The sequence below is a fragment of the Burkholderia sp. AU44665 genome, assembly GCF_030504405.1.
In the GTDB taxonomy this organism is placed as follows: domain Bacteria; phylum Pseudomonadota; class Gammaproteobacteria; order Burkholderiales; family Burkholderiaceae; genus Burkholderia; species Burkholderia semiarida.
On the sequence record NZ_JAUJRI010000009.1, the window covers coordinates 194784 to 220634 of the forward strand.

Sequence of the window (25851 nt, forward strand, 5' to 3'; positions counted from 1 at the left end):
CATCCTCAGTCGAACAGCATGACCTGCGTGTCGCGCACGCCGCGGTACGGGTTGCGGCCGTGCGCGACCAGCATGTTGTCGACGACGAGCACGTCGCCGGCCTGCCACGGGAACGCCCGTTCCTCTTCGTCGAGCGCGTCGTAGATCGCCACCAGATCGTCGAACGGCATCGGCGAGCCGTCGCCGTAGCGGATCTCGTACGGAAACGCGGCGCGCGTGCCGTACATGCGCTGCAGGTAGCGATAGCTGAGCGCGCCCATCGAGCGCGGGTTCGGGTGCTGCGCGCTCGCCTGGTTGAACCACACCGTCTCGCCGGTGCGCGGATGCGTGCGCAGCGCGCTGCCGACGTGCGATACGGTCACGCTGCCGTCGTCGAGCCAGCGGCAGCCGACGCCGCGTTCCGCGCACAGCCGTTCGACTTCGTCGCGCGCCGTCGTGCCGAATGCGTCGTCCCACGGCCGGTGGTACGCGGCGAACGGCAGGTTCGGATTGGCGGCGAGGCCGTCCGCGCGGTCGCCCGGCGCCGCGAAATTGCGCAGGTACATCACGCCGCGTTCCGCAAACCGCGCGCGCAGCGCGGCCGGCACGCGCGCGGTCACGCGGCGCATGTCGCAGATCGGCGTTTCGCCGCCCGCGTCGGCCGGCTGCCGGCAGTAGAACGCGACGAGGCGCGGGAATGCGGGCATGTAGGCCATCTCCTGGTGCAGCCCGATCTTGAACGGCGGCGGCATGCGGGTCGACTCGTAGACCTGGCCGTCGATCTGCCGGCGCGGCGCGGCGCCGGCCGTGTAGCCGTTCGCGTGTGCGGGGTAGAGCGCGCCGAGGCGGCCGAACGCGGCGGTGTCGGGCACCGCGAAGCCGCGCCACAGCAGCGCGCCGCACGCATCGAGCAGCGTGTCGATCGTGTCGAGCCGCGAGCGGTACCACGCGACGAACGTCTCCGGCGACGTCGCGAGTTCGGCGCTGCGCGGGCTCACGCACAGCGGCAGCGTCGCGCCGGGCGCGACCGGCGCGCAGTGCACGTCGTCGGCGCCGAGCCGCACGGCGGCATGTGCGGCGAGGAAGGCGAGATCGGTCATCGCTCAGGCCAGCGCCGGTTTCTTCAGCAGGATTTCGAAGCCGAGCGCGCCGAGCCCCGCGCTCGGGCTGTAGATCGACGCAACCTGCGTCAGACCGGCTTCTGCCACCAGCGCATGCGCCTCGTCGAGCGTGATCTTTTCCTCGACGTGGGTCGGCGGATAGTCGGCGGCCGCGCGCATCTCGGTGAAGCGGTCGAGCAGGTGCTGCGGCGCGTCGCGGCGCATGTCGTGCACGAGCGCGATGCCGCCCGGCTCCAGCACGCGGTACATCTCGGTGAGGCTCAACGCCTTGTCGGGCAGATGGTGCAGCGTCGCGCGGCCGACCGCCATCGTCAGCGTGCCGGCGTCGAACGGCAGCGCGAGCGCGTCGCCGACGCGCATCTCGATCGTGTCGTCGAGCCCGAGTTCGCGAATGCGCGGGCGGCCTTCGTCGAGCATTGCCGGATCGAGGTCGATGCCGACGTAGCGCCAGCCGCGCATCGCCGGATCGGTCGCGAGCCGCACCGGCACGACGCCGGTGGCCGTGCCGATGTCGGCGATCGTGCCGGGCGTCATCCCGCGCGCGAGCTGGCGGATGCGGCTGATGAACAGCAGGTCCCACGGTTCGAGCGTTTCGGTGGCGAAGCGATCGTAGTCGTTCGCCGGGCGCAGGTTCTTGAGCAGCATGACGTTCCTTGTGCGAAAGGGTGAGGGTTCACAACCAGCCGACCGGCACGGCGGCCAGCAGCCGTCGCGCGGTCGCGCTGTTGACGCCGAACGCCGGGCGGCGGCGCCGTTCCACCGCATGCGCGGCCATCGCCGCGATGCGCGCGCCGAGCCCGACGCCGACGCCCCACGGCGGCGCGGCGACGCCGAGTTCGAGCAGCGTCGCGGCAGTCAGGAAATCGATGTTCGGCCGCAGCGCGCGGCGCGCGTCGGCCTGTGCGCAGCACGCGTCGAACAGCGTCACGTAGCCGCCGCCGAAGCCGCAGGCCGCGAACCGGCCGCGCATGTGCGGCGGACGCGGATCGGCGACGAACAGCGGATGGCCGAAGCCGTACAGCGTGCGTTTCGCGTCGAGCGCCGCATCGATCGCCGCGCGCCCGGCTGCGTCGAGCGCCGCCGACGGTGCGCCGGCGCCGCCGGGCACCGATCGCGCGAGCGCCGCGAGCCACTGCATCGCTTCGAGCGCGGCGCCGACGTGCGACGGCCCGCTCGCGAGGAAGCCGGACGCGATCGCCTGCGTCAGCGTGACGCCGGTGCCGATCGCGACGCGCGGCGCGAGCACGGTCGGCGTGATGTAGCCGAAGCCGGCGTGCCACGCGACGAGCAGCATGTCCATCGCGGCTTGCGCCGGCGCGTCGTGGCGCGTCGCGCCGGTCAGCGCGAGCATGCGTTGCGCTTGCGTCCGCGCGGCGTCGAGCGCCGTGCCGTAGCCGGCGCGCGGGCCGGCGGCGAACGGCCGGCCCTCGATCGCCGCGTGCAGCAGGAACGGCGCGGCGGCCGCGCACAGCAGCATCGTGTCGAGATCGGCGTCGTCCGGCGCCGGGCCGCGCATGCGTTCGAGCACGTCGTCGAGGCCGCGCAGCAGGCCGGACGCGGCCGCGAACACCGGCGCGACGCCCGCCGCACCGAGGTCGGCCGCGACCGACTGGGCGACCGAGCCCGGCGCCAGCGCGTCGGCGAACGCCGCGAGCCGCGCGGCGATCGCGGCCTCGTGCGCGCGATGGTCGGCGCGGCCGGGCGCGACGTCGAACCACAGATGCGCGAGCGCGCCTTCGAACGTCGTCGCGCCGATCAGCGCGTTCAGGTCGAGATCGCGCACGCGCAGCGCTTCGGGGTCGAGCGTCGCGCCGTCGATGTCGGTGCCGCGATGGCGCGTCGTCGGGCGGCCGAGCAGGTTGCGCGGCGCATCGGCGGTCGGGGCGGCGGGGATGCCGGAATCGAGAGTCGTGTCCATGTCATTCCGCCGCGGCGAGTTCGTCGCTGCTGACGCTGATCGCCGCGTGCGCCATCGCGGCGATCACGGCCGCGTGCTGGTCGACGACGGGCAGCACGTTCGCGAAGTAGTAGCGCGCGCTTTTCAGCTTGCCGCGATAGAACGCGAGCTCGGCCGGCATGTCGGCCGTTTCCGGCGCATCGAGCCGGCGCGCGGCGATCGTCGCCGATTCGAGCAGCACCCACGCCGACGTGACCACGCCGAACATCTCCAGAAAGCGCGTGTAGAACTGGCTGCTGCGATGCGTGTGGCCGTCCTGCACGTCGCGCGCGATGTCGTCGAGCGCGGCGGCGATCCGGTCGGCGCCCGCGCGCAGCGCGTCGAACAGCGGCCGCAGCTCCGCTTGCGTGCCGGCGTGATGCTGCTGGGCGAGGAATGCATCGAGTTCGTCGCGGTAGTACTGGATCAGCCGCGAATGGCGGCCGAAGCCGAGCTTGTCGCGCACGAGGTCCTGCGCCTGGATGTAGTTCGTGCCTTCCCAGATCGACAGGATCTTCACGTCGCGCGCATTCTGCTCGACCGGGCTCGCGTCGGTATAGCCGAGCCCGCCATGCACCTGGATCGCCGTCTCGCAGATGCGCCATGCCTGGTCGGAGATGAACGCCTTGCAGATCGGCGTCAGCAGCAGTTGCAGCTTGCGGTGGCGCTCGATCTCGGCCGGGTCGGCGTCGGGCGTCGCTTCGAGCATCGCCGCGCGCGTCGCGGTCGCGGCGAGCTTGCCGAGCAGGCCGCGGCAACCGTCGACGCGGCTTTTCATGTCGACCAGCATGCGCTGCACGTCCGCGTGCTCGACGATCGCGACGCGCGCGGCGTTCGTGTTCGACGCGCGCTCGATCGGCCGCCCCTGCAGCCGGCGGCCCGCATACTCGACCGCGTGCAGGTACGCGCTCGACGCGACGCCGACGCCGAACATCCCGGTGCTCATCCGCGCCTGATTCATCAGCGGCATCAACTGCAGCAGGCCGACGTTGCGCCGGCCGCCGAGCAGCCAGCCTTTCGTCGTGCCGTTCGCGCCGAACACGAGATGCGTGTTCGCGCAGCCCTTGAGCCCCATCTTGCGCGGCAGGCCGATGCAGTCGACATGGTTCGGCCGCAGCTCGCCGGTCTCTTCGTCGGGCCAGAAGCGCGGCACGACGAGGCACGACAGCGAGAATGAATCCGGCGATGCGGTATCGATGCGCCCGAGCACGAAATACAGCGTGTTTTCCGTCAGCTCGTGCATGCCGGCCGAGATGTAGACCTTTTCGCCGTCGATCGCGTAGATATCGCGTTCGAGCGGCGTCGCGCGCAGCGCGACCGCGGTGAGGTCGGTGCCCGCCTGCGGTTCGGTCGCGCAGAAGCACGCGTCCCAGCGGTACGCTTCGAGCGGCGCGATCAGCGCCTTCTGATGCGGCGTGCCGTGCATCTGCAGCAGCTTGACCGCGGGGCGCGTGAAGCCGCCGTACGTCATGAACGACGGATTCGCGCCCATGAACATCTCGTAGATCATCTGCGTGACGATCGGCGGCAGCCCGTGCGCGGTGCCGAACAGCGTGTTCGACCACTCGTCGCGAAAACGCGCCCACAGCGCATGGAAATGCGAAGGAATCCGTACCTGGCCGTCGTCGAGCAGCGTGCAGCCCTCGACGTCCGCCTGCTGGTAGCTGCGCCCGAGGTCGAGCGCGAAGTCGCGCGCGCGTTCGAGCAGCGCGTCGACGGACGCACGATCGTGCGCGCTGTACGGCCCGTGTTCGAGAAAGTGCCGATCGGCCTCGAACAGTTCCCACAGAAAGAAGCGCAACTCGCGCAGGCTGACTTTGTATGCGCTCATCATGCGTCTCCTTCGATATCGAGCGCGGCGTCGAGGCCGCCGGCCAGATCGACGACGGCCGCCGCCGCCGCGCCATGCAGCGCCGCGTCCCAGACGAGCACCGTGCGGCGTTCGCCTTCATCGAGCGCGCCCGCGAGCCGGATCAGCGCGGCAGCCGATTCGGCCGACGACAGATGGCCGGCCCCGTCGTGCTGGATGCGCGCGCCCACCGGGATCGATGCGGCGTCGGCCACGCGCGCCGCGAAGCCGGGATCGAAGCCGGGCGGCACGCACCAGTCGATCTGGTTCGCGCGCAGGTTGGCCTGGTCGAGCGCGCGGCGGATCGCGCGGGCGGCGACCGGCGCGAGCGTGTCGCGCAGCGCGGCCGGCGCATCGGCCCACGGATCGGCGACCGATGGCCCGAACTCCATCGCGACGGCGCGCACGCCACCCCACGCGGCCGGTTCCGGCGCCGGCCCCGCGCGCGACACGAGCAGCGCGGCGGCCGCGTCGCCGTAACCGACCAGATCGCCGAACTGGCGGAAGAACGGGTAGAGCCACTTGTCACTGAGGATCACGAGCGCCTGGTCGCCTTCGTCGAGCAGCAGCCCGTCGAGCAGCATCAGCGCCGAATACCAGCCGAGCGTGCCGTTCTGGCCGAGCGCGAACGGCGTCACGCGCTGCAGCCCGAGTTCGTACTGCATGCGGCCGACGACCGAGTCGCCGATGCCTTCGTTGAGCGCGCAACTGGCGACGATCAGATGCGTCGTGCGCGCGAGCGCGCCGGAGCCGAGCTGGTCGCGCAGGTCGAGCGCCGCATCGGCGGCGAGATCGGCGAGGCTGCGCCCCGGCGGCGCGACGCGCAGCGCGGGCCGGCCGCCCGGCGCGAGGCGCGTGCCTTCGTCGGGCGTCAGCGCGCCCATGCCGCGCGGCCGCGCAAAGCGCGCCTGCGGCAGCAGCAGATGGCGGTAGCCGGGATGGCGCTCCTGCGCCTGGATCGCGCTGAACACGACGGCGGGCGGCAGCACCACGACGCCGCCGGACAACGCGAGCGTGCCGGGCGCGGCGACGCGCGGCGCGCCGACACAGGGTTCATCGAGCGTCGACGGGGTCATGCGGCGGTCTCCTCGAGGTTCGGGCGCGCGAACGCGTCGCGATACTGCGCTTTCAGCGCCGGTCGGTCGATCTTGCCGTTCGGGTTGCGCGGCAACGCCGGCAGCGGCTCGACGACGAGCGGGTTCATGTAGGTGGGCAACGCGTCGCGGCACGCGCGGGCGATGTCGATGCGGCACGCGTCGGCGTCGAGCGTCGACACGACGCATGCGGCGATCGCCTCGCCGAGCGCCGGATGCGGAACGCTGAATACCGCGGCCTCGCGGATGTGCGGCAGCGCGAACAGCACGTCCTCGACCTCGGTGGGGCTCACGCGATAGCCGGACGTCTTGATCATGTCGTCGCCGCGCGCGACGAAGTACAGGTAGCCGTCCGCGTCGCGCCGCACGATGTCGCCGGACCATACGGCGACGTCCGGGCGCGGGATTTCGCCGTGCCGGCGCGGCAGCGGGCGAAAGCGCTGCGCGGTCAGCTCGGGCCGGTTCCAGTAGCCGAGCGTGACGAATGCGCCGCGATGCACGAGTTCGCCGGGCTCGTCGGCCGCGCATTCGCTGCCATCCGCGCGCAGCACGAGGATTTCCGCGTTCGGCACGGCCTTGCCGATCGACGTCGGGCGCAGCGCCGCATCCGCGGGCGGCAGGTAGGTCGAGCGGAATGCTTCGGTCAGCCCGTACATCAGGTACGGCGACGCGTGCGTGAACAGCGCCTGCAGACGGTGCAGCAGCGGCGTCGCGAGATGGCCGCCGGTGTTCGCGAAGCGGCGGATCCGCGTGCGCGCGGCGTCGCTCCAGCCGGCCGATGCGAGCTGCATCCACAGCGGCGGCACGCCGGTGATCGACGTGACGCCGAACGCGTCGCAATGGCGCGGCACTTCGGCCGGCTGCAGGAAGTCGAGCGGCGTGTAGCACGCGCCGGACGCCAGCGCGGTCGTCAGCTGGCTCAGGCCCGCATCGAAGCTGAGCGGCAACACGCCGAGCACGACGTCGTCGTCGGCGAGCTGCTGGTACGCGGCGACGCTGAACGCGCCCGACACCAGGTTGCGGTGCGATACGACGACGCCTTTCGGCTTGCCGGTCGAGCCGGACGTGTAGAGCAGCGCGGCCGGATCGTCGTCGACCGGGCGGCCGGCGGGGGCCGCTGCCGACGCCGGCGTGTCGGTGCCGGGCGAATCGATCGCATCGGCCAGTTCCTCGATCAGCAGCGTGCGCGTGCCGACGAGCGCGGCGAGCGCCGGCAGGCGCTTGAGCCGCTGCGCACCGGTCACGAACAGCGCTGCGCCGCTGTCGGCGACGATGTGTTCGATCTGCGCTTCCTTCAACTGCGGGTTGACCGGCACGAAGATCGCGCCGAGCGCGTTGGCCGCGAGCATCGCGACCACGGTTTCGATGCGCTTCGGCGCGTAGATCGCGACGCGCTCGCCGGGCTGCACGCCGCGCGCCGCGAGTACGGCGGCGGCGCGCCGGACGGCGCGGGCGAGCTGGTCGTACGTCAGCGTGCGGCCGCCGTCGGCATACGCCGGACGATGCGGCCAGCGCGCGGCGCCATGTTCGAGCAGGTCGGCGATGCTGATCAATGCGTTCATGATCGGCTCCTCTGGTTCAGGCAGGCCGCACGTACACGTGCGCGGCTTCGTGGGACAGGAAATGCGCCATCGAGTACGTGCGGTGATACGCGCCGCAGCGTGCGAACACCGCGATGTCGCCGACTTGCGGCGGCGCGCCCGTGTCGTCGCGGCCGATCACGTCCGCGCGGCTGCAGGTGCTGCCGACGTAGAGCGTCGGCACACCGCGCGACGGCGGCGCGGGTGAGCGGCGCACGAGCGACGGCGCGGCCAGGCGGCGCATCACCGATTCGGTCTGCGCGAGCAGGAACGCATGGGACAGCCCGCCGTCGCAGACGGCGATCGTGCGGTCCTGCCACGCCTTCACCGCGACGACGCGCGTCGCGAACACGCCCGCATCGGCGAAGATCGCGCGGCCGGATTCATGGGCGAGCGAATACTGGCCGGCCAGCGGCGCGAGCGCGGCGGCATAGCGCTCGAACGCGGCATCGCCCGGATGATCGTCGGCAAAACCGCCGCCGAGGCTCAACGAGCCGAGCGGCGCGCCGTTGGCCGGCGCGAGATCGCGGGCGAGCGCCGCGAGCAGTTCGGGCAGCACGAGCGTGTCGGGCTGCGCCGGGTCCTGGCGGATGAACGAATGCGGGCCGGAGAACACGTGCAGCCCGGCCACGGGCAAGCCGGCGGCCGCGAGCGTGCGCACCGCGTCGTGCGCCTCGTTCGGCGTCATCCCGAAGTGGTCGTGCCACTGCGCCCGCGCATGAACGCCGGCCAGCGCGCCGGCGTTCACGCGCAGCAGCACGGCGCCCGGCGTGCTGCCGCCGGCCGCCGCTTCGCGCGCGAGCGGCACGAAACGCGCGACCGCGTCCGGGTTGTCGAGCACGAAATGGCAGCGCGACGCGAGCCCCGCACGCATGAACATCTCGTCCATCGACGGATTGTTCAGGTAGCGCGGCGTCCTGATCCGGCCGATTACCGCATCGAGTTCGCCGCGGCTCGCGAGTTCGACGCCGTCCTCGTACGCATGCGCGCAGCGCGCGAGCATGTCCTGGTTCGGGTTCGCCTTCAGCGACACGATCAGCCGCGTGCCGAGCCGCGCCTTCAGCGACCGGTAGCGCGCGATCGCGACCTCCGGCTCGTACACGTAGCACGGCGTACGCAGGTCGGCGATCCACGCGTGATCGGCGGCGGGCGGAAGCGGGCGTTCAGGCGTCATGGCGGCCCACCGGATGAAGTGTGGCGGCCGCATACGCGCCGCAGTTCGACTGCATCACGCCGAGCACGCGCTTGCCGTGCGCGAGCGCATCGAGCCCGACGTCGGCCAGGTTGATCGGGAAATCCGAACAGCACGCGTGGCCGCGCGCATGGATGTTGTCCGCATAGAGCCGCTCGGCCGGCACGCGCATCGCGCGGCATAGCGCGTTCCAGCCGGGCAGGTCGGCGTTGTGCGGCAGCACGAGGTCGTACGCGTCGAGCGCATGCGGCTCGAGCGCGACGGCCGCGTCGATCGCACGGCGCGTGTACGGCCACTCCATCATGATCAGGTCGGCCTCGTTCGCGGCGACCGTGTCCGACCCGCGATGCCATTTCGCGTGCGTTTCGATCGCGATGCCGCCGAGCCGGTTCTTCGTGCTGTTGCGCGCGATCAGCATCGCGGCCGCGCCGTCGCACTGCACGCCCGTCATCTGCCGCATCCGGTAGTCCTCGCCGTACACGCGGTCGGACGACACGACGAGCGCCGCGTCGAGCCGCGGATGGCGGCGCATCAGCGCGCGCACGGTTTCGATGCCGGCCGCGACCGACACGCAGTTCAGTTGCGCGACGGAGCCGAGCCACAGCGGCTCGATGCCGAACTGCGCGGCCACTTCGTGCGGCAGGCTGCGCGGCGCCGGCGGCACGCTGAATTGCTGCGTATGCACGTGCACGATCGCGCCGACGTCGGACGGATGCACGCGCGCGGTGTCGAGCAGCCGGCCGACCGCCGCGATCGCGAGATCGGTCTCGCTCGTGTCGAGCGCCATGTGGAAATAGCGGCTGCCCGACTGCGCGATCGCGGCCGCCCGCTGGGCCGGATAGTCGCGCTCGGCGGCCCAGGCCTCGATGTCGACGGGCGGGCCCGGCAGCTCGTAGGCCACCGCGTCGATGCCGATCCAGAAGCCGGCGTCGCGGGATGCGTGGGAAGAGGGCATCGTCATGTCAGTTGAGCGGCATCGCCGCGTAGTCGAGGACGTCGAGCTTTTCGAAGGTCGCCTGCACGGTCGGCGTGAGCAGGCCCATTTCGCGGATCGTCGGCACGAGGCGCCGGAAGATCGAGCGGCGGATCGAGCTCGACACCGGCGATTCGCGCACCATCGCGCTGCATTCGCGCTTGGACAGCCCCATCGGTTCCCAGATGTCGTCCGCGCACAGGTGTTCGTACAGCACGGCCGCGCCTTCGCAGATGAACTCCTCGCGTTCGCGCAGTTCGTGCGAACTCATTTCCGCGTACACGCGGCACAGCGTGATCCGGCCGACCGCGAAGTGGCGCGCTTCGTCGCGCTGGATCCGCAGGAACAAGTCCTTGATGAACGGGTCGGTGCTGTACGCGACGACGCTCTGGAAGATCGACAGCGCGATGCCTTCGACGAGCACCTGCATCCCGAGGTTCGTCATGTCGAGCGCGCTGCTCGTGATCGTGTCGTGCAGCAGCCCCTTCAGCGAGCGGCTCATCGGGTAGCTGACGTCGAGCTTCTCGTTGACGAGCTTCGCGTACGCCTCGACGTGGCGTGCTTCGTCCATCATCTGCGCGGCCGCGCACAGCCGCGCGCTCAGGCCGCTCTCGGCCGACGCGAGCTTCGACGCGCAGATCAGCGCGGCCTGCTCGCCGTGCAGGATCTGCGACAGCAGCCAGCCCTGCGCGTGATGGCGCACCTCGCGCTTGTCGGCGTCGGCGAGCTTGCCCCACAGCTCGGTGCCGTAGATCAGGAGCGTCGGGTCGGGCATGCCGAGCGGGTTGGCCGGATCGAGGTCGTGGCGCCAGTCGACGTCGGTCGCGACGTCCCACTGCGCGGCCTTCGCCTTCTCGTACAGCCGGTTCAGCGCCTCTTCGCGCAGCGCGTAGTCGTTCGACATCAGCGCGTCGACGGGCATCGACCAGCGGATATCGGCCGTGTCCTGCATCACGGTAAGCGTGTCATTCATGTCAGGGTCTCCCCGGCCGCGCGGCGGCGCCGGAATGATGGGCGGAATCGGTGAGCGGGGCGGCGGCGCGCGACGCGCCCGGATGCGGTTCGAGCCGGATCGCGAACGACGGCCACGCGCCGCGCAGTTGCGCGTCGAACGCGTCGGCGAGCCGCGCGGGCCAGATCGCGCAGCACACGCGGTTGTCGCCGGCGAATTCCGCATCGCGCAGAATGCGATCGCCGATCCACACGACCGGTGCGCCGCGCGCGGCGTCGCGCAACGCTTCGTCGTACAGGTGCACGCCGAGCAGCACGTGCGGCGCGAGCAGTTCGGCCGGCAGCGCGCCGAAATACGGCGCGCACACTTCGATGAACACGCGGGCGTCCGGATGCACGGCGTCGCGGATCCGCGCGGTGATTTCCGCGAGGAATCCGAAATACTGCACGTGGTCGAGCAGCACGCGGCGCTCGCCGCCGGCCGCGTCGTACGCATTGCCCGCATCGTACGCGTCGCCGGCCGCTTCCGCGAGCGCGGCGCGCGCATAGTCGGCCGGCGTGCCGAGCGGCATCCGGTACGCGCTGGCCGCGACCGCGACCGGCTGCCGCGCGTCGCGCTCGATCCGGTAGGTGAAATGAACGGGACGCACCATGTCATGCCTCGCCGTCGAGAGAGAACGTCGCGTCCGGCGCGAACGCGACGTCCGCGATCGCGTAATAGCCGTTCAGCGCGAGCGAGCAGACGGCCGCGCGGCGCGGCGTGTCGCCGTCGCGGTTAGCGAGCAGCACCGACAGCCACGGGTCGCTGCCGAACGCATGCCCGAACACGCCGTGGCCGTCCGGCAGCAGCGGCGTCTTGCCGACCGACGCGAGCAGCGCGCGGCGCGACGTGGCCGGGAAGAACGGCAGCGCCGCGTGCAGCCCGGGGCGCGCCGCGCAGAACGTGCGGATGTCGCGGCCGAGCCGCACGACCGCGCTGGCCGGCGGGGCGGCGTCGGCGATCACCGACGCCGCCGGTTCGCGGCCGACGTCGACGAGCAGCGTGCAGATGCCGAAGCCCGAGCGTCCCCACGCGGGATTGCCGTGCCAGTACGTATAGCCGTGCACGTCGATGTCGACGATCTGCAGCAGCAGCGTGCGCGGCCCCGTCTCGGCCGCGGTCGCGAGCGTGCGGCGCAGCACGTAGCCCCAGCCCGCGCATTCGTACGAGCAGGTCATCCAGTCGGGCGTGTAGTCGTTCGCGCCGGCCAGCGCCTGCGCGAACACGCGATGCTGCGGCGAATCGTTCATCAGCAGCATCGACAGGATCGTCGAGCTGACCACGTAGTCGTCCGCGCCGACCGCGCCGCACAGCCGCTCGCGTTCGGCGCACGCGAGCGTGCCGATCGCGCGGGCCGTGTCGTCGAGCGGCGCGGCCACGCCGTCGCGCGACGGCGCGACGCGCCGGTACGCGAGCGCCTGCACGGTCAGCGCAGTGGCCGGGGCCGGCTGGACGGCGGCGGCCGCCATGGGGGCGAGGGGCGCGAGCATCGCCGTGTCAGGCCGCGTGCTGCTGGCTGCGCAATTGCGCGTCGAGCTGCTGCAGCGTCGTGTACTGCGTGATGTTCAGCGCTTCCGGATCGATCGAACCGTAAAGCTGTTCGCAGAACACGATCAGCTCGACGATGTTCAGCGAATCGATGCCGAGTTCGCCGATGCCGGCGTCCGTGTCGACGGTTTCGACGTTGAGGATCTTCGCGACTTCGCGGGACAGGATGTCGAGCGCGTCGGCCGGAACGTTCTGGGTCGTCATGAGAGGAGCTCCTGGAGTTGAGTGGGTTTGATCGGGATCGATCGGCCTGTCGCGTGGGTCAACTGCCGGCTTCGCAGCGCAGGCTCTTGCGAAGCTCGTGATAACAACGGTACGAACTGCCTTCCATCTTCGAAAACGCCAGCAGGTCGCGCTGGTCGTCGAACAGCTGCACCTTGCCGTCGCGCACGAGCGCGGACAGGAACTCGTTCGACAGCAGCTTGATCGCGAGCACGCGCTGCACCTTGCCGAAGCTGTAATGCGCGTCGTCGGTCTGGGCGCGCGCGGCGTCCGCGATGAAGCGGTGCACGGCGCGCGCGTCGGCGTCGAGCTCGATGCGGCCCGTCCGTTCGAGCCAGCCGACGTGCGCCATCAGCGCGCGAACGAAGTACGGCCGCACGACGGTCAGGTATTTGTTGAACACGGTCGGGCCGCCGATGCGCAGGCGATCCTCGGCGGCGACGCGCACCTGGCCGCCAACGTTCGCAAGCTGCAGGTTGCCCGCGAGGAACGGCGCGCCGCAGGTCGTGCGTTTCAGTTTTCGATACTCGTCGGGCCACACGAGATAGGCGGCCGGGAACATCACGCCCGGCACGCGTGCCGCGACGACGGCCATGCAGTCGCGGTGCGCCTCGATGCCCCACACCTTGTCGACGGTCAGCGCGAGCCCGTTGTCGTCGCTGCGCACGACCGTGCGCCAGGCGGCGAGCGTCGGGCCGCCGCCGTCGCTCATCAGGAACGCGAAGTGATGGCCGGCGTCGATGCACTCGCATGCGCGGCGGTTCTGGTCGTCGGAGAAGAACAGCCCGAACATGATGCGGATGAACGCGCGCATGAACGGCTTGAACAGGTGATGAAATCCTTCGCGGCCGATCTGTTCGAGCAGCGCTTCGGTGAGCGGCGCCTCGTCGTGCCGCAGCGGTGTCGACGCGGACGCATCCGGCAGCACGTCCGGTGCGGCGGTGCGCAGCGCGATCACCATCTCGCTGTCGAGCAGCCGCACGGCGGCGGCTTCGACGAGCCGGGCCGCCGCGTGCGGCGGCGTGCCGATCGCGTCGAGGTGGCGCAGCACCGGATACGCGGCCTGGTCGGCCACGCGCAACAGTAGCGGCGGCGCGAGCGGCGTGGCGGTCGAAGCGGGAACGGAAAGCGTGGACATGGCAGGGTTCCAGTCAGAAACGCACGCGCACGGCGGCGTCGATGCGGGTGCCGAGACCGACCATCCGGTACTCGGAATTGCTGTCGGAAAACGCGTGCGACACGGCGACATCGACGCTCACGCGCTTGTTCACGTCGGCGACGATCTGCGCGATCGCGAGCAGGCCCTTGTCCTGCGGCGAATAGACGCCGCGCAGCGAATACTCGACGCGGCCGATCTTCTTGCCGAGCCGCGCGAACAGGTAGTCGCGCAGGTTGCCGTCGACGCTCACGAAGTTGGCCGTGCCGCCGAGGCCGGCCAGCGCGGCGCCGGGCGCGACGGGCAGCAGCGCGTTGTTCGCCTGCGCCGCGCCGACCATCCGGCGCCACTGGCTTGCGTCGTAACGCGCTTCGTCGTGCGACCACTCGACGATCAGCGACAGGTTGCCGGGCAGCGCGCTCTGCATGCCGACCGCGCTGCGCCACATGTACTGGCGGTCGTTGCGGCGATCGACGGCGTCGTACGCGGCCGCCGAATCGAGCGGCGTACCGTTCGCGATGAAGGCCGGCAGCGGCCGCGTCGTGCCGCGTTCGAGCCACGCGCTCGCATAGACGGTGTTCGAGCGCGCGACGTCGAACGACAGCGTCGCGCCCGCGCCGCCACGGCCCGCGTGATGGCCCGCGAGCAGCGCGGCCGAGCCGCCCGACCAGTTGTAGGCGCCGCGTAGGAGCTGCGTCGCGCCTTCGACGTCGCGGTTGTCGACGTCGTTGCGCAGCGTGCGGTTCTCCCCGGCGATGAACTGCAGCGTGGTCTGCTCGCCGGCCCATTTCGCTTCGACGAGCGGCGTGCCCTCGACGTCGCCGTAGCGATCGTAGATGTCGGCCGTCGCGGCCCGTTTCTGGAAGAAGCCGAGCGGGAAGAACGCCTGCGACGTGTCGAGCGCGTCGATCCGCTTGCCGGCCGTGAGCGTGATGCCGTTGTCGAACGCGTAGCGCACGCCGGCTTCGTTGAAGCGGCTTGCCTGCGCGCCGAGCGAATGGTTGCTCGCGACGACGCGCGCATTCGCGAACAGGTTCTCGCCGTCGATGCGCGCGAGCAGCCCGGCTTCCTGCTGGTTGCGCGGCGAGTCGCCGATCAGGCGGCCGAGCAATGCGCGGCCGTCCATGCTGTCGACGGAGCGTGCGTAGCCGATGCCGTTGAGCGTGCCGAGCTGGTCCATCAGCGATTCTCCATGCGCGAGCGCGCAGCCGAGCGCGAGCGGGATCGCGAGCGCGACACCGGGCCAGCCGCGGCGGGCGCGATCGTGTGATGAGCGGAGGCGGTCACGATGAGCGTCGGCATCGGCGTCGTACTCACTGGCCATCGGCGAGCGTGTCGGGGTTGAACCAGCCCGACGGGATCTTGCGCGGCTGACCGTCGAGGATGTCGACGACGCTCGCGCGCTGCTTCTCGACCTCGTTGCGATAGGTGATCTTGCGGATCACCTTGCGGCCGTTCGCGTCGACCGGCGCGGAGAAATCGGCGCTGCGAAACAGCAGGCCGCTCGCGAGGAAGAACTGCGCGCGCACCGGCACGTCGGTGTCGGGCGTGACCCACAGCTTGATCGTCGGATAGACGTTGTCGGGATCGGTCGCGCTCAGGTCGAGCTCGGTGGCCGGCTTGCCGGCGATCGTGGTCGTGCCGGGGGCGGCCGTCGCGCGATAGCTGTCCGCCCAGTGCGTGCGCGTGATGTCGCTGATCACGACTTCGCCCTGCAGCCGCTGCATCCCGTTGATGCGCACCGCGCTGCGCGTGTTCGGCACGTAGAACCAGTGCCCGCGCGTCGTCGCGAGGTACTTCTGGCCGTCGTTCTCGCCGCTGCGCGTCAGCGCGAGCGTGTCGCCGTTGCCGCGCGTGTAGACGAGATAGCGCGTCGCGTCGCCGGACTGTCCGCCGACCTCGTTGGTGATCTCGATGTTGGTCTGCGTATCGGCGGCCGTGCTGCGGTACGCGTCGGCACGGGCGAGCATGGTCTGGGCCGTCGGCGTGTCGGCCGCCTGCGCGGCGAGCGGCGCGCACGCGACGAGCGCGGCGAACGTCAGGCGAATGCGATTCATGGGGCGAGTCCTTCTAGGATGTTGCGTTTCGCGAGACCGAGCGTCGCGAGCAGCGCCGCGGCCACGCCGAGCACGACGAACGCGGCTTCGACGGCGGCCACGGCGGCGGGCGACACCGTGAATTCGAGCAGGATCGGCTTCACGCGGCCGGGCGGCGCGGGCAGGTGGATCCGCGCGTGATTGAGCGCGACCATCGTCAGCAGCGCGAGCGCGATGCCGGCGGCCGCGCCGAGCAGGCCGAGCAGCGCGGTTTCCTGGATCAGCACGCCGCGCACCGTCGCGGCCGGCACGCCGAGCGCGCGAAGCGTCGAGATCTCGCGGCGGCGTTCGACGATGCTCATCAAGATCCAGTTGCTCATCGACAGCAGGATCGTCACGCACAGGATCGCGCCGAACACCGAGAACTGGTTCTTGTACAGCGCGACGACCTGGTGATAGAGCGACACGAGCTGGTCCCAGGTCTTCACGTCGAGCGTCGGCAGCGCGGCGCGCAGCGTCGCGGCGGCGGCCGGCGTGCCGGCGGTGTCGTCGAGGAACACCGCGATGCGCGACGCGCGGTCGGTGCGCAGCAGCGCCTGCGCGGCCGTGAACGTCACGTCGACGATCCGCTCGTCGACGTCCTTGTTGCCGGTGCTCATCACGCCGACGATCTGCGCGTCGGTCGCGTTGATGCCGCCGTGCGCGGTCGACGCCATCAACTGCACGACCGAGCCGACGTGCACGCCGAGCTTGCGCGCGAGTTCCGCGCCGACGACGACTTCGGTGCCGGCATTCGTCGGCGACAGGTAGCGGCCCGACAGCACCGTGTGATAGTCGAAGAAGCCGGGCGGCTCGCGGTTCGGCTCGATGCCTTCGCCGACGAAGCCGTAGCTGAGGTCGCCGTTCGACACGAGGCCGTCGAAGTCGATGCCGCGTGCGGTCGTCGCGACGCCGCGCAGCTTTGCAATCGCCTGCGTGGCGGCGGCCTGCTCGTCGGCGGTCAGCCCGTACTGCAGCGGCCGCTCGCCGATCAGGTCGAGATAGCCGTGGTGCAGCACCTGCACATGGCCGACGCCGCTGTCGATCGACCCTTCGCGCACCGCGTCGAAGGTCGCGATCACGTAGCCGAGCGCGAGGCTCGACGCGAACGCGGCGACGCCGATCATCGCCATCGTCAGCACGGTGCGGCGCTTGTTGCGCCAGAGGTTACGCCACGCAAACGTCGACCAGTTCACGATTCACTCCCGGTACGCCGTCGCGCATCTCGATGCGGCGCGGCAGGTGCGCACACAGACGATCGTCGTGCGACGCAATCAGAAAAGCGGTGCCCAGCGTGCGGTTGGTGTCGAGGATCAATTCGGCGACCGCCCGCGCGTTGGCGCTGTCGAGGCTCGCGGTCGGCTCGTCCGCGATCACGATCGCCGGCTCCTTGGCGAGCGCGCGGGCCAGCGCGACGCGCTGCTGCTCGCCGCCGGACAGCTCGCCGGGGCGATGCCGTTCGCGCGCGGCGAGCCCCACCGCGTCGAGCATCGCGCGCGCGCGTTCGCGCCGCGTGCGCGGCGTGCCCCACGCGAAGCAGCCGAGCTCGACGTTCTCGAGCGCCGACATCACCGGAATCAGGTTGAATTGCTGGAACACGAAGCCGATGCGTTCGCGGCGAATCCGTTCGAGCGTGTCCGGCGCGTCGTCGATCCGGCGGCCTTCGAGCCAGCGTTCGCCGCTGCTCGGCACGTCGAGAAAGCCTGCGAGGTTCAGCAGCGTGCTCTTGCCGCTGCCCGACGGGCCGACGAGCGCGACGACGTCGCGCGGAGCGATCGAGATCGTCGCGCCGCGCACCGCGACGACGTGGTCCGCGCCCTCGTACACGCGCGTGACGTCGCGCAGTTCGAGCACCGGCGATAGCGACGCGGGCGTCATGCGAACGCTCCCTGGCCGGCTTCGGCGACGGCGGCCGATGCGGCGATCACGGGCAACGCGCCGTTCGCATAGAGATCGCGGCATTTCAGGCGCTGCAGCTTGCCGCTCGTCGTGCGCGGCAGCGAGCCGGGTTCGACGAAGCACAGATCCTGCGCGGCGAAGCCGATGCGCGACGCGAGCAACTGCTGGCACTCGGTGCGCGTTTGCGGCGTCGCGTCGACGGGCCGTGCCTCGATCGCGACGACCAGCCGCTCGGTGCCGGTTTCGGGGTCGGGCAGGCCGAACGCGATGCACGTGCTCTTGCGCAGCGCGCTGTGCGACGCGAGCGCTTCCTCGATCTCGTGCGGGAAATAGTTGCTGCCGCGAATGATGATGACTTCCTTCTTGCGGCCGAGGATATGCAGCTGGCCGTCCGCGACGTAGCCGATGTCGCCGGTGCGGAACCAGCCGTCGGCCGTCAGCGGCGCGGCGATCGTGCCGTCGTCGGGGGCCAGGTAGCCGAGCATCACCGACGTGCCGCGGATCGCGACTTCGCCGACCGCGCGGTTGCCCAGCGCATGGTCGCCGTCGTCGAGGATGCAGAACGCCATCCCGTCGATCGGCGTGCCCATCGCGAGCACCGTTTCGGTCTCCGTCTCGCGCCCGTCCTTCGCGGCGGCCGGCTGCGCGTCGCGGCGCTCGATCAGCGCGCGCCGGTCGAGCGTGTCGGCGATCACGTACGGTGCGCCCTCGACCGCGCCTTCGTGCCATGCACGATGCATCGATACCGCGAGCGTCGATTCGGCCATCCCGTAGCACGGCTGCAGCGCCGACGCCGCCAGCCCGTACGGCGCGAACGTCGCGGCGAAATCGCGCAGCGTCGCGTCGTCCACGCGTTCGCCGCCGATGAAGATGTTGCGGCACGCGGACAGATCGACGCCGTCCATCGCGGCGGCATTGAAGCGGCGCACGCAGTAGCGCAGCGCGAATGTCGGCACGGACGTCGTCGTCGCGCGTGCCGATGCGATGCGCTTCAGCCAGCCGAGCGGATTCCGGATGAAGCTGTTCGGCTGCATCATCAGCAGCGGCGCACGGTAATGCAGATTGGACAGCAGCGTGAGCAGCCCCATGTCGTGATAGAGCGGCAGCCACGACGCGGTGCCGTCGCCGGCCGCGATATCGAAGCGCACCGACCCGCCGATGCCGAGCACGTTCGCGATCACGTTCTCGTGGCTCAGCACCGCGGCTTTCGGATGCGACGTCGAACCCGACGTGAGCTGGACATGATGCGGATCGTGGCCGCTCTTCGCGCTGATTGGCGCGCGCGCGCCGGCATTCGCGGCGCTCGACAGCGTCGCGAGATCGACGACGCGCGTGGCGGCCGCCGGAAACGCGTCGTCTCGCCACGCCGCGGCCTGTGCATCCGCGGCGATGACGAGGCGCGGCCGGTACAGCTCGCACGCGACGTCCGCCACCTGCCGCGCGGCCGTCGGCCGCCGCACGGGAACCGGCACGGTGCAGGGCAGTGCACCCGTCATCACGCAGGCCATCATCGCGGCCGCATGCTCGACCGACGCGGGCAGCGCGAGCATCACCAGATCGTTCTCGCGCACGCCGAGCTCGTGCAGCGCGCCGGCCTGGCGAAACACCTCTTGCGCGAAGTGCCGGTACGTGATGCCCGCTTCGCGGCCCGCATCGTCGACGAACGTCATGCGATGCATGGCGCCCGCGACGTCCTCGAGCGATTCGATCAGGCGATGAATGGTGGATGCGTACTTCGTCACGAGGGTTCTCCCCTTGAGGAACACGGCCGCTCGCGCCACGGTGCCGGCGGCGCCGTTCGTCGAGTGAGGAGGATTCTTGCCGGATCGATCGGCGGCGACAAACGGAATCTATGCAGGCTATGCATGAGCGGTACGCATCCACGAGGTGACTGGTCGGTCTCATTCGACCGGTCGTCTAGTTCACGATGTGGTGCGCTCATGCGCGGGCGTCATGCAATGCGTTCGGAAAATTCGTTTGTCCGAAACATCGACTCACAGAAGAATGGCAACCCGGCAGCGCGCCAGCGTCGCCGCGTCATCGTGCCGGGCAGCCCGGCCCAAGGAGAGCGTCTTGTCCGTCACCTCATCGCTTGTCGCCCGGCCGAAACCGGTTACAGACATGAAGAGCCGCCCGAGCGGCGTGGTCTTCTCGCTGAAGCTGGTTGTATACGTTGCGCTCGTCGCGCACGGGATGATGTTCGCGCTGTCGGCGTTCGTGATCCTGAAGGCGGTCGGCATCCTGCTGATCGGTGCGATGTATGCGCACGGCGTCGAGCTGCAGCACCAGGCGCTGCATTACCAGGGGTTCCGCAGCAAGCGCCTGAACATGGTGTTCGGCGTGCTGCTCGGCATGCCGATGCTCGTGTCGTTCCACGCATACCAGGACAGCCACCTGCGCCACCACCGGCTGCTCGGCACGCCGGAGAACAAGGAGTTCTTCGACTACGGCGACCAGTACGGCGCGAGCCCCGTCGTCAATGTCGGGCTGTGGATGTGGCGGCTGTCGATGGCCGCGCACTATATCCAGTTCGCGAGGAACGTCGTGAAGCTCGTCGTGCCGGGTGCGCGCTTCGGCGACAACGCGCTCGTGTCGCGCGCGATCCGCCGCGACTACCTGCTGATGGCGGCCGCGATCGCGCTGCTCGCGGCGCTGTCGTTCGTGCTGCACACGTGGTTCGTCGTCTGGGTGTGGGTCGTCCCGCTCGTGTTCGTCGCGGCGCCCGTGCACGCGCTGGTCGAGATGCCCGAGCACTACCGCTGCGACCTGACGAGCACCGACCCGTTCCGCAACACGCGGACGATCGAGAGCAACGCGTTCATGACGTGGTTCACGAACGGCAACAACTATCACGTCGAGCATCACATGATGCCGAACCTGCCGATCGAGCGGTTGCACGACCTGCATGGCGCGATCGCGCCGCGCATCCGGTATTACCACCGCTCGTATCGGCAGTTCTACCATGCGCTGCTGTGCGGCCGGCTCGCGCCGCGTTCGGTGGACGACGATCGGGACGATCGCGAGCCCGATGCGGAAGCCGCCGCGCCGGCGTCGACGCAGTCGGCATGAGCGCCGGTGCGGATTGCATGGCGACGACGGTGACGACGATGCTCTATCCGGAACTTTTCAGGTCGCTCGAAGCTGTCCGCTGGGACATGGAGAAGGACATTCAGTGGGACAGGTTCGACGCTTCGCTGCTCACCGACGAGCAGGCGAAGACGATCAAGATGAACGCGATCACCGAATGGTCGGCGCTGCCCGCGACGGAAATGTTCCTGCGCGACAACCAGCACGACAGCGACTTTTCCGCGTTCATGAGCGTGTGGTTCTTCGAGGAGCAGAAGCATTCGCTCGTGCTGATGGAATACCTGCGCCGCTTCAAGCCGGAACTGGTGCCGACCGAGGAGGAACTGCACGCGGTGCGTTTCCAGTTCGATCCGGCGCCGCCGCTCGAGACGCTGATGCTGCACTTCTGCGGCGAGATCCGTTTGAACCACTGGTACCGCTGCGCGGCCGACTGGCACACCGAGCCCGTCATCAAGCAGATCTACGAAACGATTTCGCGCGACGAGGCGCGTCATGGCGGCGCGTACCTGCGCTACATGAAGAAGGCGCTGAACAACAGCGGCGACGTCGCACGTGCGGCCTTCGCGAAGATCGGCGTGCTGATGGCGTCGGCGCGCCGCACCGAGAAGCCGCTGCACCCGACCAACCTGCACGTGAACCAGGCGCTGTTCCCGCGCGACACCGTGCAATCGCGCCTGCCGGATCCGGAATGGCTCGAGCGCTGGCTCGACGAGCAGATCCGCTTCGACGGCGAGTGGGAGAAGAAGGTGGTCGAGCGGATCCTGCACAACCTGTCGATTCTGTTCGAACGCACGTTCGCGACCGCGCAGGAGCTGAACCGCTATCGCCGCGAAGTGACCGCGCGGACGAATGAGGTGCCGGGCAACGCATAGTGAATGGGCCCTCGCGCGGCGCGGCGGCCACCGGATTCCGGCCGACAGGCGAACCCGATGTACGCCGATCGGCATTGCCGGCCGGCGGGTTATTCATTTCCGGAAATAATCGGCTCATCAGTTTCTTGAACTCGCATGGCAAGCTTGAATGTCGTGTGTTTAGTATTGTTCAATAAACGTTGAATTCCGGATTTAAAAGGCATTTGCTTGCCTGTTGCGGGCGGTTTGTTTTTTCGCAATCCGGAAAACATAATGAATAGTCGGCTGATTGAAATTGAATTGTATGCGTCGGATGCCGGCTTTCCCGGTACGAAGCAATCCCCGAGACAGCGGCTGATTTAGCCGATAAATACCTGTTTTGGCGAGAATTTGTCCACTGTTTTCGAGCCTTCCATTCACTTGTATATCGATTTACAAAATCACTACCCGATAATATTTGTGTAAGAAAATATCGATGTAACGAAATTCGATAGATAAATACAAGTGTCACGATTGAAAATAAGAATGGAATGCATCCGTGCTTTCACTATAAAATCGTTTCAGAATCCAAATAGGAGAGACGATTCAGGGAGACGAGCGGCAACTTGCCTGTCGGTGGGTGCAACTTTGAGGCGGCGGTATGGCTAATGTGAGATTGGCAAAGAGATTGAGAAGTTTGCCTTCGCTGGATTTCCTGAGAGGCTTCGAATGCGCGGCGCGCCATTTGAGCTTCACGCGTGCGGGGCAGGAACTGAACGTCACGCAGTCGGCCGTGAGCCGCCAGGTCAAGGCGCTCGAGGAGCAGCTCCGGATCGAGCTCTTTCATCGGCACATTCGTTCGCTGACGTTGACCGACAAGGGGCGCGAGTTGTACGACGCGATCTCGTTCGCGTTGTCCGATCTCGAATCCGTGGTCGGCAAGCTGTCGTCGAGTGTCGGCCAGCGCGCCATCTCGTTGTCGACCACCGTCTCGTTCGCCGCGCTGTGGCTGATTCCGCGCCTCGGTTCGTTCCGCGCAAGCTATCCGGACATCGACGTGCGCGTGTCGGCCACGAGCGAAATCGAAGATCTCAAGCGCAAACGTTTGCATCTGGCCGTGCGCTATGCCGGCCCGTATACGTCGACCGACGATACGGACGTGCTGTTTCGCGAGCGTGTCGTGGCCGTATGCAGCCCGAGCCTGATGACGGCGGCGGGCGACGCCGCGTCGATGAAGCCGGCCGACCTCGACAAGCACGTGCTGCTGCATCTCGACGACCCGCGCGGCGAATGGCCGTGGCACGGGTGGAGCCAATTGCTGAAGGAACTCGGCGTGCCGCGGCTGCGGCCGGCCGGCGCGCTGCACTTCAGCCAGTACGATCAACTGATCCAGGCGGCGGTCGACGGGCACGGCATCGCGATCGGAAGGCGGCCGCTGGTCGACGGGCTGTTGAAGCAGGGGCGGCTCGTCGAGCTGTTCCCGCATTGCACCGTTGCATCGGGCAGCTATGTGCTCGTGCAGAACCCCGATGCGTGCAACGAATTCGATATCGCGGTGCTGACCAACTGGCTGCTCGAGCAAGCATGCCATCCGCTCGTGTCGGAGCACGACACGGCCGGCAGCAACGTGCTGCCGATGTATCGCGTCGGATAGCGCGGCACGGCGAATGCGCGGTGCGCGGCGTCATGCGCAGCCGCTGCAAATTGTGCGATGATGCGCCGCTTCGCGTTCGTCACAGAACGCCGCCATCGCGGCGCCCGTTTCCGGGCTGCCGCCGAGCCCTGACACTCCGGAGGCAGCATGCCCGCACAGCGCATTCAAGGCAGTACCCTGCATTACCACGATCATGGCACCGGGTTTCCGGTGCTGCTCGGGCACAGCTATCTGTGGGACGCCACGATGTGGGCGCCGCAGATCGATGCGCTGTCGAGCCGGTATCGCGTGATCGTGCCGGACCTGTGGGGGCACGGCGAATCGGGCGCGCTGCCGCAAGGCACGCACACGCTCGACGACCTCGCCGCGCACGCGAGCGCGCTGCTGGACGCGCTGGACATCGAACAGTGCGCGGTCGTCGGGCTCAGCGTCGGCGGCATGTGGGGCGCGCGGCTCGCATTGCGCGAGCCGCGGCGCGTGCGCTCGCTCGTGATCATGGACGCGTCGCTCGAAGCCGAGCCCGATGCGACGCGCACCCGCTATTTCGCGATGCTCGATGCGATCGAGGCCGCGGGCCGCATCGCGCCGCCGTTGCTCGACGCGATCGTGCCGCTGTTCTTCCGGCCGGACGTCAATCTGGAGGGCCCGGTGCCGGCCGCGTTTCGCCAAGCGCTCGCGAACCTGCCCGCCGACCGGCTGCGGCAATCGATCGCGCCGCTCGGCCGGCTGATTTTCGGCCGGCCCGATACGCTCGCGGCACTCGCCGAACTCGATGCCGCGCGCACGCTGCTGATGTGCGGCGCGGGCGACATGGCGCGCCCGCCGTCGGAAACCGTGAAGATGGCGAACGTGATCGGCTGTGCGCACACGCTGGTGCCCGACGCCGGCCATATCTCGAACCTGGAAAATCCCGCGTTCGTCACGCGCGCGCTGCTCGACTGGTTCGACGCGCAGCAACTGCAGGCGAACTGACGATCGCGCGAACGGCGACGCCCGCGCAGGCCGCGCGGCGTCGCATCGATCCGCGTCACGCGCGCTCGCTGACCGGCGTGAACTTGCGATCGCGCACACGCGCTTCGTCGGCCCCGCCGCGCACGAGGCTCAACGCTTCCGCGCGGCTCGCGACGCACGGCCCGGAACCGGGCAGCGGCTGGCGCGCGGTCTCGCGCAGCGCGAGCACCGACACGATGCCGATGAACGACGCGCCCATCAGGTAGTACGCGGGCATCATCAGGTCGCCGGTGCGATCGACGAGCCATGCGGTGACGAGCGGCGTCGTGCCGCCGAACAGCGACACCGACACGTTGAAGCCGATCGCGAGCGCGCCGTAGCGGATCCGCGTCGGGAACAGCGCGGGCAGCGCCGACGGCATCACGCCGGTGAACGTCGACAGCAGGATGCCGTAGATCAGCATCCCGCCGAAAATCGGCAGCATGGCGCCGGTGCGGATCAGCATCAGCGCCGGCACCGACAGCGCGAGCAGGCCCACGCAGCCGGCCATCATCACCGGCTTGCGGCCGATCTTGTCCGACAGATGCCCGGCGTACAGCGTCATCGGCATCATCAGCACCATCACGAGCAGCACCATGAAGAGCCCGAGCGATTCGCGCACGTGCAGCGTCGCCGACAGGTAGCTCGGCAGATACGACAGCGCCATGTAGTCGGTCACGTTGAAGATCAGCACGAGGCCGACGCATTGCAGCAGCGGCTTCCACTGTTCGACCAGCAGCGTCGCGAAGCGCTGCTTCGGCCGCGCGCGCTCGTCCGCTTCGCGTGCTTCGGCTTCCTTTTTGAATGCCGGCGTTTCCTCGAGCTTGAGCCGCACGTAGAGGCCGACGAGGCCGAGCGGGCCGGCGATGAAGAACGGCACGCGCCAGCCCCACGACAGCAGCGCTTCCTGCGACAGCGTGGCCGTCAACAGCGCGACCGTGGCCGCGCCGAGCGTATAGCCGATCAGCGTGCCGAACTCGAGGAAGCTGCCCATGAAGCCGCGGCGCCTGTCGGTGGAGAACTCGGCGATGAAGGTGGCGGCGCCGCCGTATTCGCCGCCGGTCGAGAAGCCCTGCACGAGGCGGGCGACGAGCAGCAGGATCGGGGCCATGATGCCGATCGACGCATAGCTCGGGATGAGGCCGATCGCGAAGGTGCCGACGGCCATCATGATCATCGTGGCGGCGAGCACGCGCTGGCGGCCGATGCGGTCGCCGAGCGGGCCGAACACCATGCCGCCGAGCGGGCGCACGAGGAACGCGGCCGCGAACGTGCCGAAGGTGGCGAGCAACTGCGCGGACGGGCTGCTGGACGGGAAGAACACCTTGCCGAGCGTGACGGCGATATAGCTGTAGACGCCGAAGTCGAACCATTCCATCGCATTGCCGAACGCCATCGCGCCAACCGCGCGCTTGAGGACGGCCGGGTCGACGATCGTGACGTCATCCAGCTTGAGGGCCTTGCGCGAAGACCGGGCTTTCGCGGGGTGCGCTTGCGATGAACTCAATGAACGCTCCTGGAATTGCCTTGGCAACCGGCAGGCGCGCAGCGGGGCCGTGCGGGCCGACGGGCAGCGAAGGCGGATATCTCGGGGATGCCTCGATGCCGGTGGCGTGACGCGCGCAGCGGACGACACCGGGCAGGCGTGTTGTGCGAACCAGTTTAGAGAAACGCG

The 25851-nt window shown here is 69.3% G+C and carries 23 protein-coding genes; 4 read left to right on the top strand and 19 right to left on the bottom strand.

Features of this window, described 5'->3' with window-relative positions; translation table 11 throughout:
- Window positions 1–5: 5 nt before the first annotated feature.
- Genes QZM15_RS20335 through QZM15_RS20420 form a run of 18 tightly spaced genes read right to left on the bottom strand, consistent with a single transcriptional unit; the run spans window position 6 to window position 19357 of the window.
- Window positions 6–1079 carry a TauD/TfdA family dioxygenase gene (locus QZM15_RS20335; protein WP_060009071.1) on the bottom strand — a complete coding sequence of 358 codons (1074 nt, stop codon included), beginning with the start codon at window positions 1077–1079 and terminating at the stop codon, window positions 6–8.
- 3 nt (window positions 1080–1082) lie between these two features.
- A complete protein-coding gene (locus QZM15_RS20340) occupies window positions 1083–1745 on the bottom strand; it encodes a class I SAM-dependent methyltransferase (RefSeq protein WP_059579171.1) in 663 nt (220 codons plus the stop codon).
- A gap of 28 nt (window positions 1746–1773) precedes the next feature.
- Window positions 1774–3018, bottom strand: coding sequence for a citrate/2-methylcitrate synthase (locus tag QZM15_RS20345; RefSeq protein ID WP_302107137.1), 1245 nt, complete (start codon window positions 3016–3018; stop codon window positions 1774–1776).
- Window position 3019: 1 nt separating this feature from the next.
- Complete coding sequence (locus QZM15_RS20350) at window positions 3020–4867, bottom strand: acyl-CoA dehydrogenase (RefSeq protein ID WP_059579165.1); 1848 nt, start codon at window positions 4865–4867, stop codon at window positions 3020–3022.
- Complete coding sequence (locus tag QZM15_RS20355; RefSeq protein WP_060009058.1) at window positions 4867–5961, bottom strand: hypothetical protein; 1095 nt, start codon at window positions 5959–5961, stop codon at window positions 4867–4869. The genes QZM15_RS20350 and QZM15_RS20355 overlap by 1 nt, the downstream gene beginning before the upstream one ends.
- On the bottom strand, window positions 5958–7541 hold the full coding sequence (locus QZM15_RS20360; protein ID WP_302107138.1) for an acyl-CoA ligase (AMP-forming), exosortase A system-associated: 1584 nt from the start codon (window positions 7539–7541) through the stop codon (window positions 5958–5960). Before QZM15_RS20360 ends, QZM15_RS20355 begins: the two co-directional genes overlap by 4 nt.
- Before the next feature lie 16 nt (window positions 7542–7557).
- Complete coding sequence (locus QZM15_RS20365) at window positions 7558–8733, bottom strand: PLP-dependent decarboxylase (protein WP_060009055.1); 1176 nt, start codon at window positions 8731–8733, stop codon at window positions 7558–7560.
- The gene (locus QZM15_RS20370; RefSeq protein WP_059579154.1) at window positions 8723–9712 is read right to left on the bottom strand and encodes a 3-oxoacyl-ACP synthase; all 990 of its coding nucleotides are present in this window, start codon (window positions 9710–9712) and stop codon (window positions 8723–8725) included. Before QZM15_RS20370 ends, QZM15_RS20365 begins: the two co-directional genes overlap by 11 nt.
- Window position 9713: 1 nt before the next feature.
- Window positions 9714–10697, bottom strand: a complete 984-nt coding sequence (locus QZM15_RS20375) for a ferritin-like domain-containing protein (RefSeq protein ID WP_059579151.1) — start codon at window positions 10695–10697, stop codon at window positions 9714–9716.
- Between the two features lies 1 nt (window position 10698).
- Entirely contained in the window at window positions 10699–11328 is a 630-nt protein-coding gene (locus tag QZM15_RS20380) for a hypothetical protein (RefSeq protein WP_060009051.1), read from the bottom strand.
- Window position 11329: 1 nt separating this feature from the next.
- Complete coding sequence (locus tag QZM15_RS20385; protein ID WP_059579144.1) at window positions 11330–12205, bottom strand: hypothetical protein; 876 nt, start codon at window positions 12203–12205, stop codon at window positions 11330–11332.
- A 7-nt stretch (window positions 12206–12212) separates the two neighbouring features.
- Window positions 12213–12467, bottom strand: coding sequence for an acyl carrier protein (locus QZM15_RS20390; RefSeq protein ID WP_006481176.1), 255 nt, complete (start codon window positions 12465–12467; stop codon window positions 12213–12215).
- A gap of 58 nt (window positions 12468–12525) precedes the next feature.
- On the bottom strand, window positions 12526–13623 hold the full coding sequence (locus tag QZM15_RS20395; RefSeq protein ID WP_302107139.1) for a hypothetical protein: 1098 nt from the start codon (window positions 13621–13623) through the stop codon (window positions 12526–12528).
- A gap of 13 nt (window positions 13624–13636) precedes the next feature.
- The gene (locus QZM15_RS20400; protein ID WP_302107140.1) at window positions 13637–14965 is read right to left on the bottom strand and encodes a hypothetical protein; all 1329 of its coding nucleotides are present in this window, start codon (window positions 14963–14965) and stop codon (window positions 13637–13639) included.
- Complete coding sequence (locus QZM15_RS20405) at window positions 14955–15698, bottom strand: outer membrane lipoprotein-sorting protein (RefSeq protein WP_124861355.1); 744 nt, start codon at window positions 15696–15698, stop codon at window positions 14955–14957. The genes QZM15_RS20400 and QZM15_RS20405 overlap by 11 nt, the downstream gene beginning before the upstream one ends.
- Window positions 15695–16912 (bottom strand): ABC transporter permease, encoded by a 1218-nt coding sequence (locus tag QZM15_RS20410; protein WP_226289349.1) that lies wholly within the window; start codon window positions 16910–16912, stop codon window positions 15695–15697. The genes QZM15_RS20405 and QZM15_RS20410 overlap by 4 nt, the downstream gene beginning before the upstream one ends.
- Window positions 16884–17594: an ABC transporter ATP-binding protein gene (locus QZM15_RS20415; protein ID WP_124861350.1), complete on the bottom strand. Its 711-nt coding sequence runs from the start codon at window positions 17592–17594 to the stop codon at window positions 16884–16886. The genes QZM15_RS20410 and QZM15_RS20415 overlap by 29 nt, the downstream gene beginning before the upstream one ends.
- Window positions 17591–19357, bottom strand: a complete 1767-nt coding sequence (locus QZM15_RS20420) for a fatty acyl-AMP ligase (RefSeq protein WP_302107141.1) — start codon at window positions 19355–19357, stop codon at window positions 17591–17593. The genes QZM15_RS20415 and QZM15_RS20420 overlap by 4 nt, the downstream gene beginning before the upstream one ends.
- A gap of 379 nt (window positions 19358–19736) precedes the next feature.
- Here QZM15_RS20420 and QZM15_RS20425 point away from each other — a divergent pair, with 379 nt between their 5' ends.
- From QZM15_RS20425 to QZM15_RS20440, 4 genes are all read left to right on the top strand, one after another.
- Window positions 19737–20684: a fatty acid desaturase gene (locus tag QZM15_RS20425; protein WP_302107142.1), complete on the top strand. Its 948-nt coding sequence runs from the start codon at window positions 19737–19739 to the stop codon at window positions 20682–20684.
- A gap of 38 nt (window positions 20685–20722) precedes the next feature.
- Window positions 20723–21574: a ferritin-like domain-containing protein gene (locus QZM15_RS20430; RefSeq protein ID WP_302107158.1), complete on the top strand. Its 852-nt coding sequence runs from the start codon at window positions 20723–20725 to the stop codon at window positions 21572–21574.
- A 619-nt stretch (window positions 21575–22193) separates the two neighbouring features.
- Window positions 22194–23186, top strand: a complete 993-nt coding sequence (locus tag QZM15_RS20435; RefSeq protein WP_059583808.1) for a LysR substrate-binding domain-containing protein — start codon at window positions 22194–22196, stop codon at window positions 23184–23186.
- A 147-nt stretch (window positions 23187–23333) separates the two neighbouring features.
- Entirely contained in the window at window positions 23334–24158 is an 825-nt protein-coding gene (locus QZM15_RS20440; RefSeq protein ID WP_060010738.1) for an alpha/beta fold hydrolase, read from the top strand.
- A 55-nt stretch (window positions 24159–24213) separates the two neighbouring features.
- On the opposite strand, the gene proP is transcribed toward QZM15_RS20440, so the two are convergent.
- Window positions 24214–25683, bottom strand: coding sequence for a glycine betaine/L-proline transporter ProP (gene proP, locus QZM15_RS20445; protein WP_302107143.1), 1470 nt, complete (start codon window positions 25681–25683; stop codon window positions 24214–24216).
- Window positions 25684–25851: the final 168 nt, after the last annotated feature.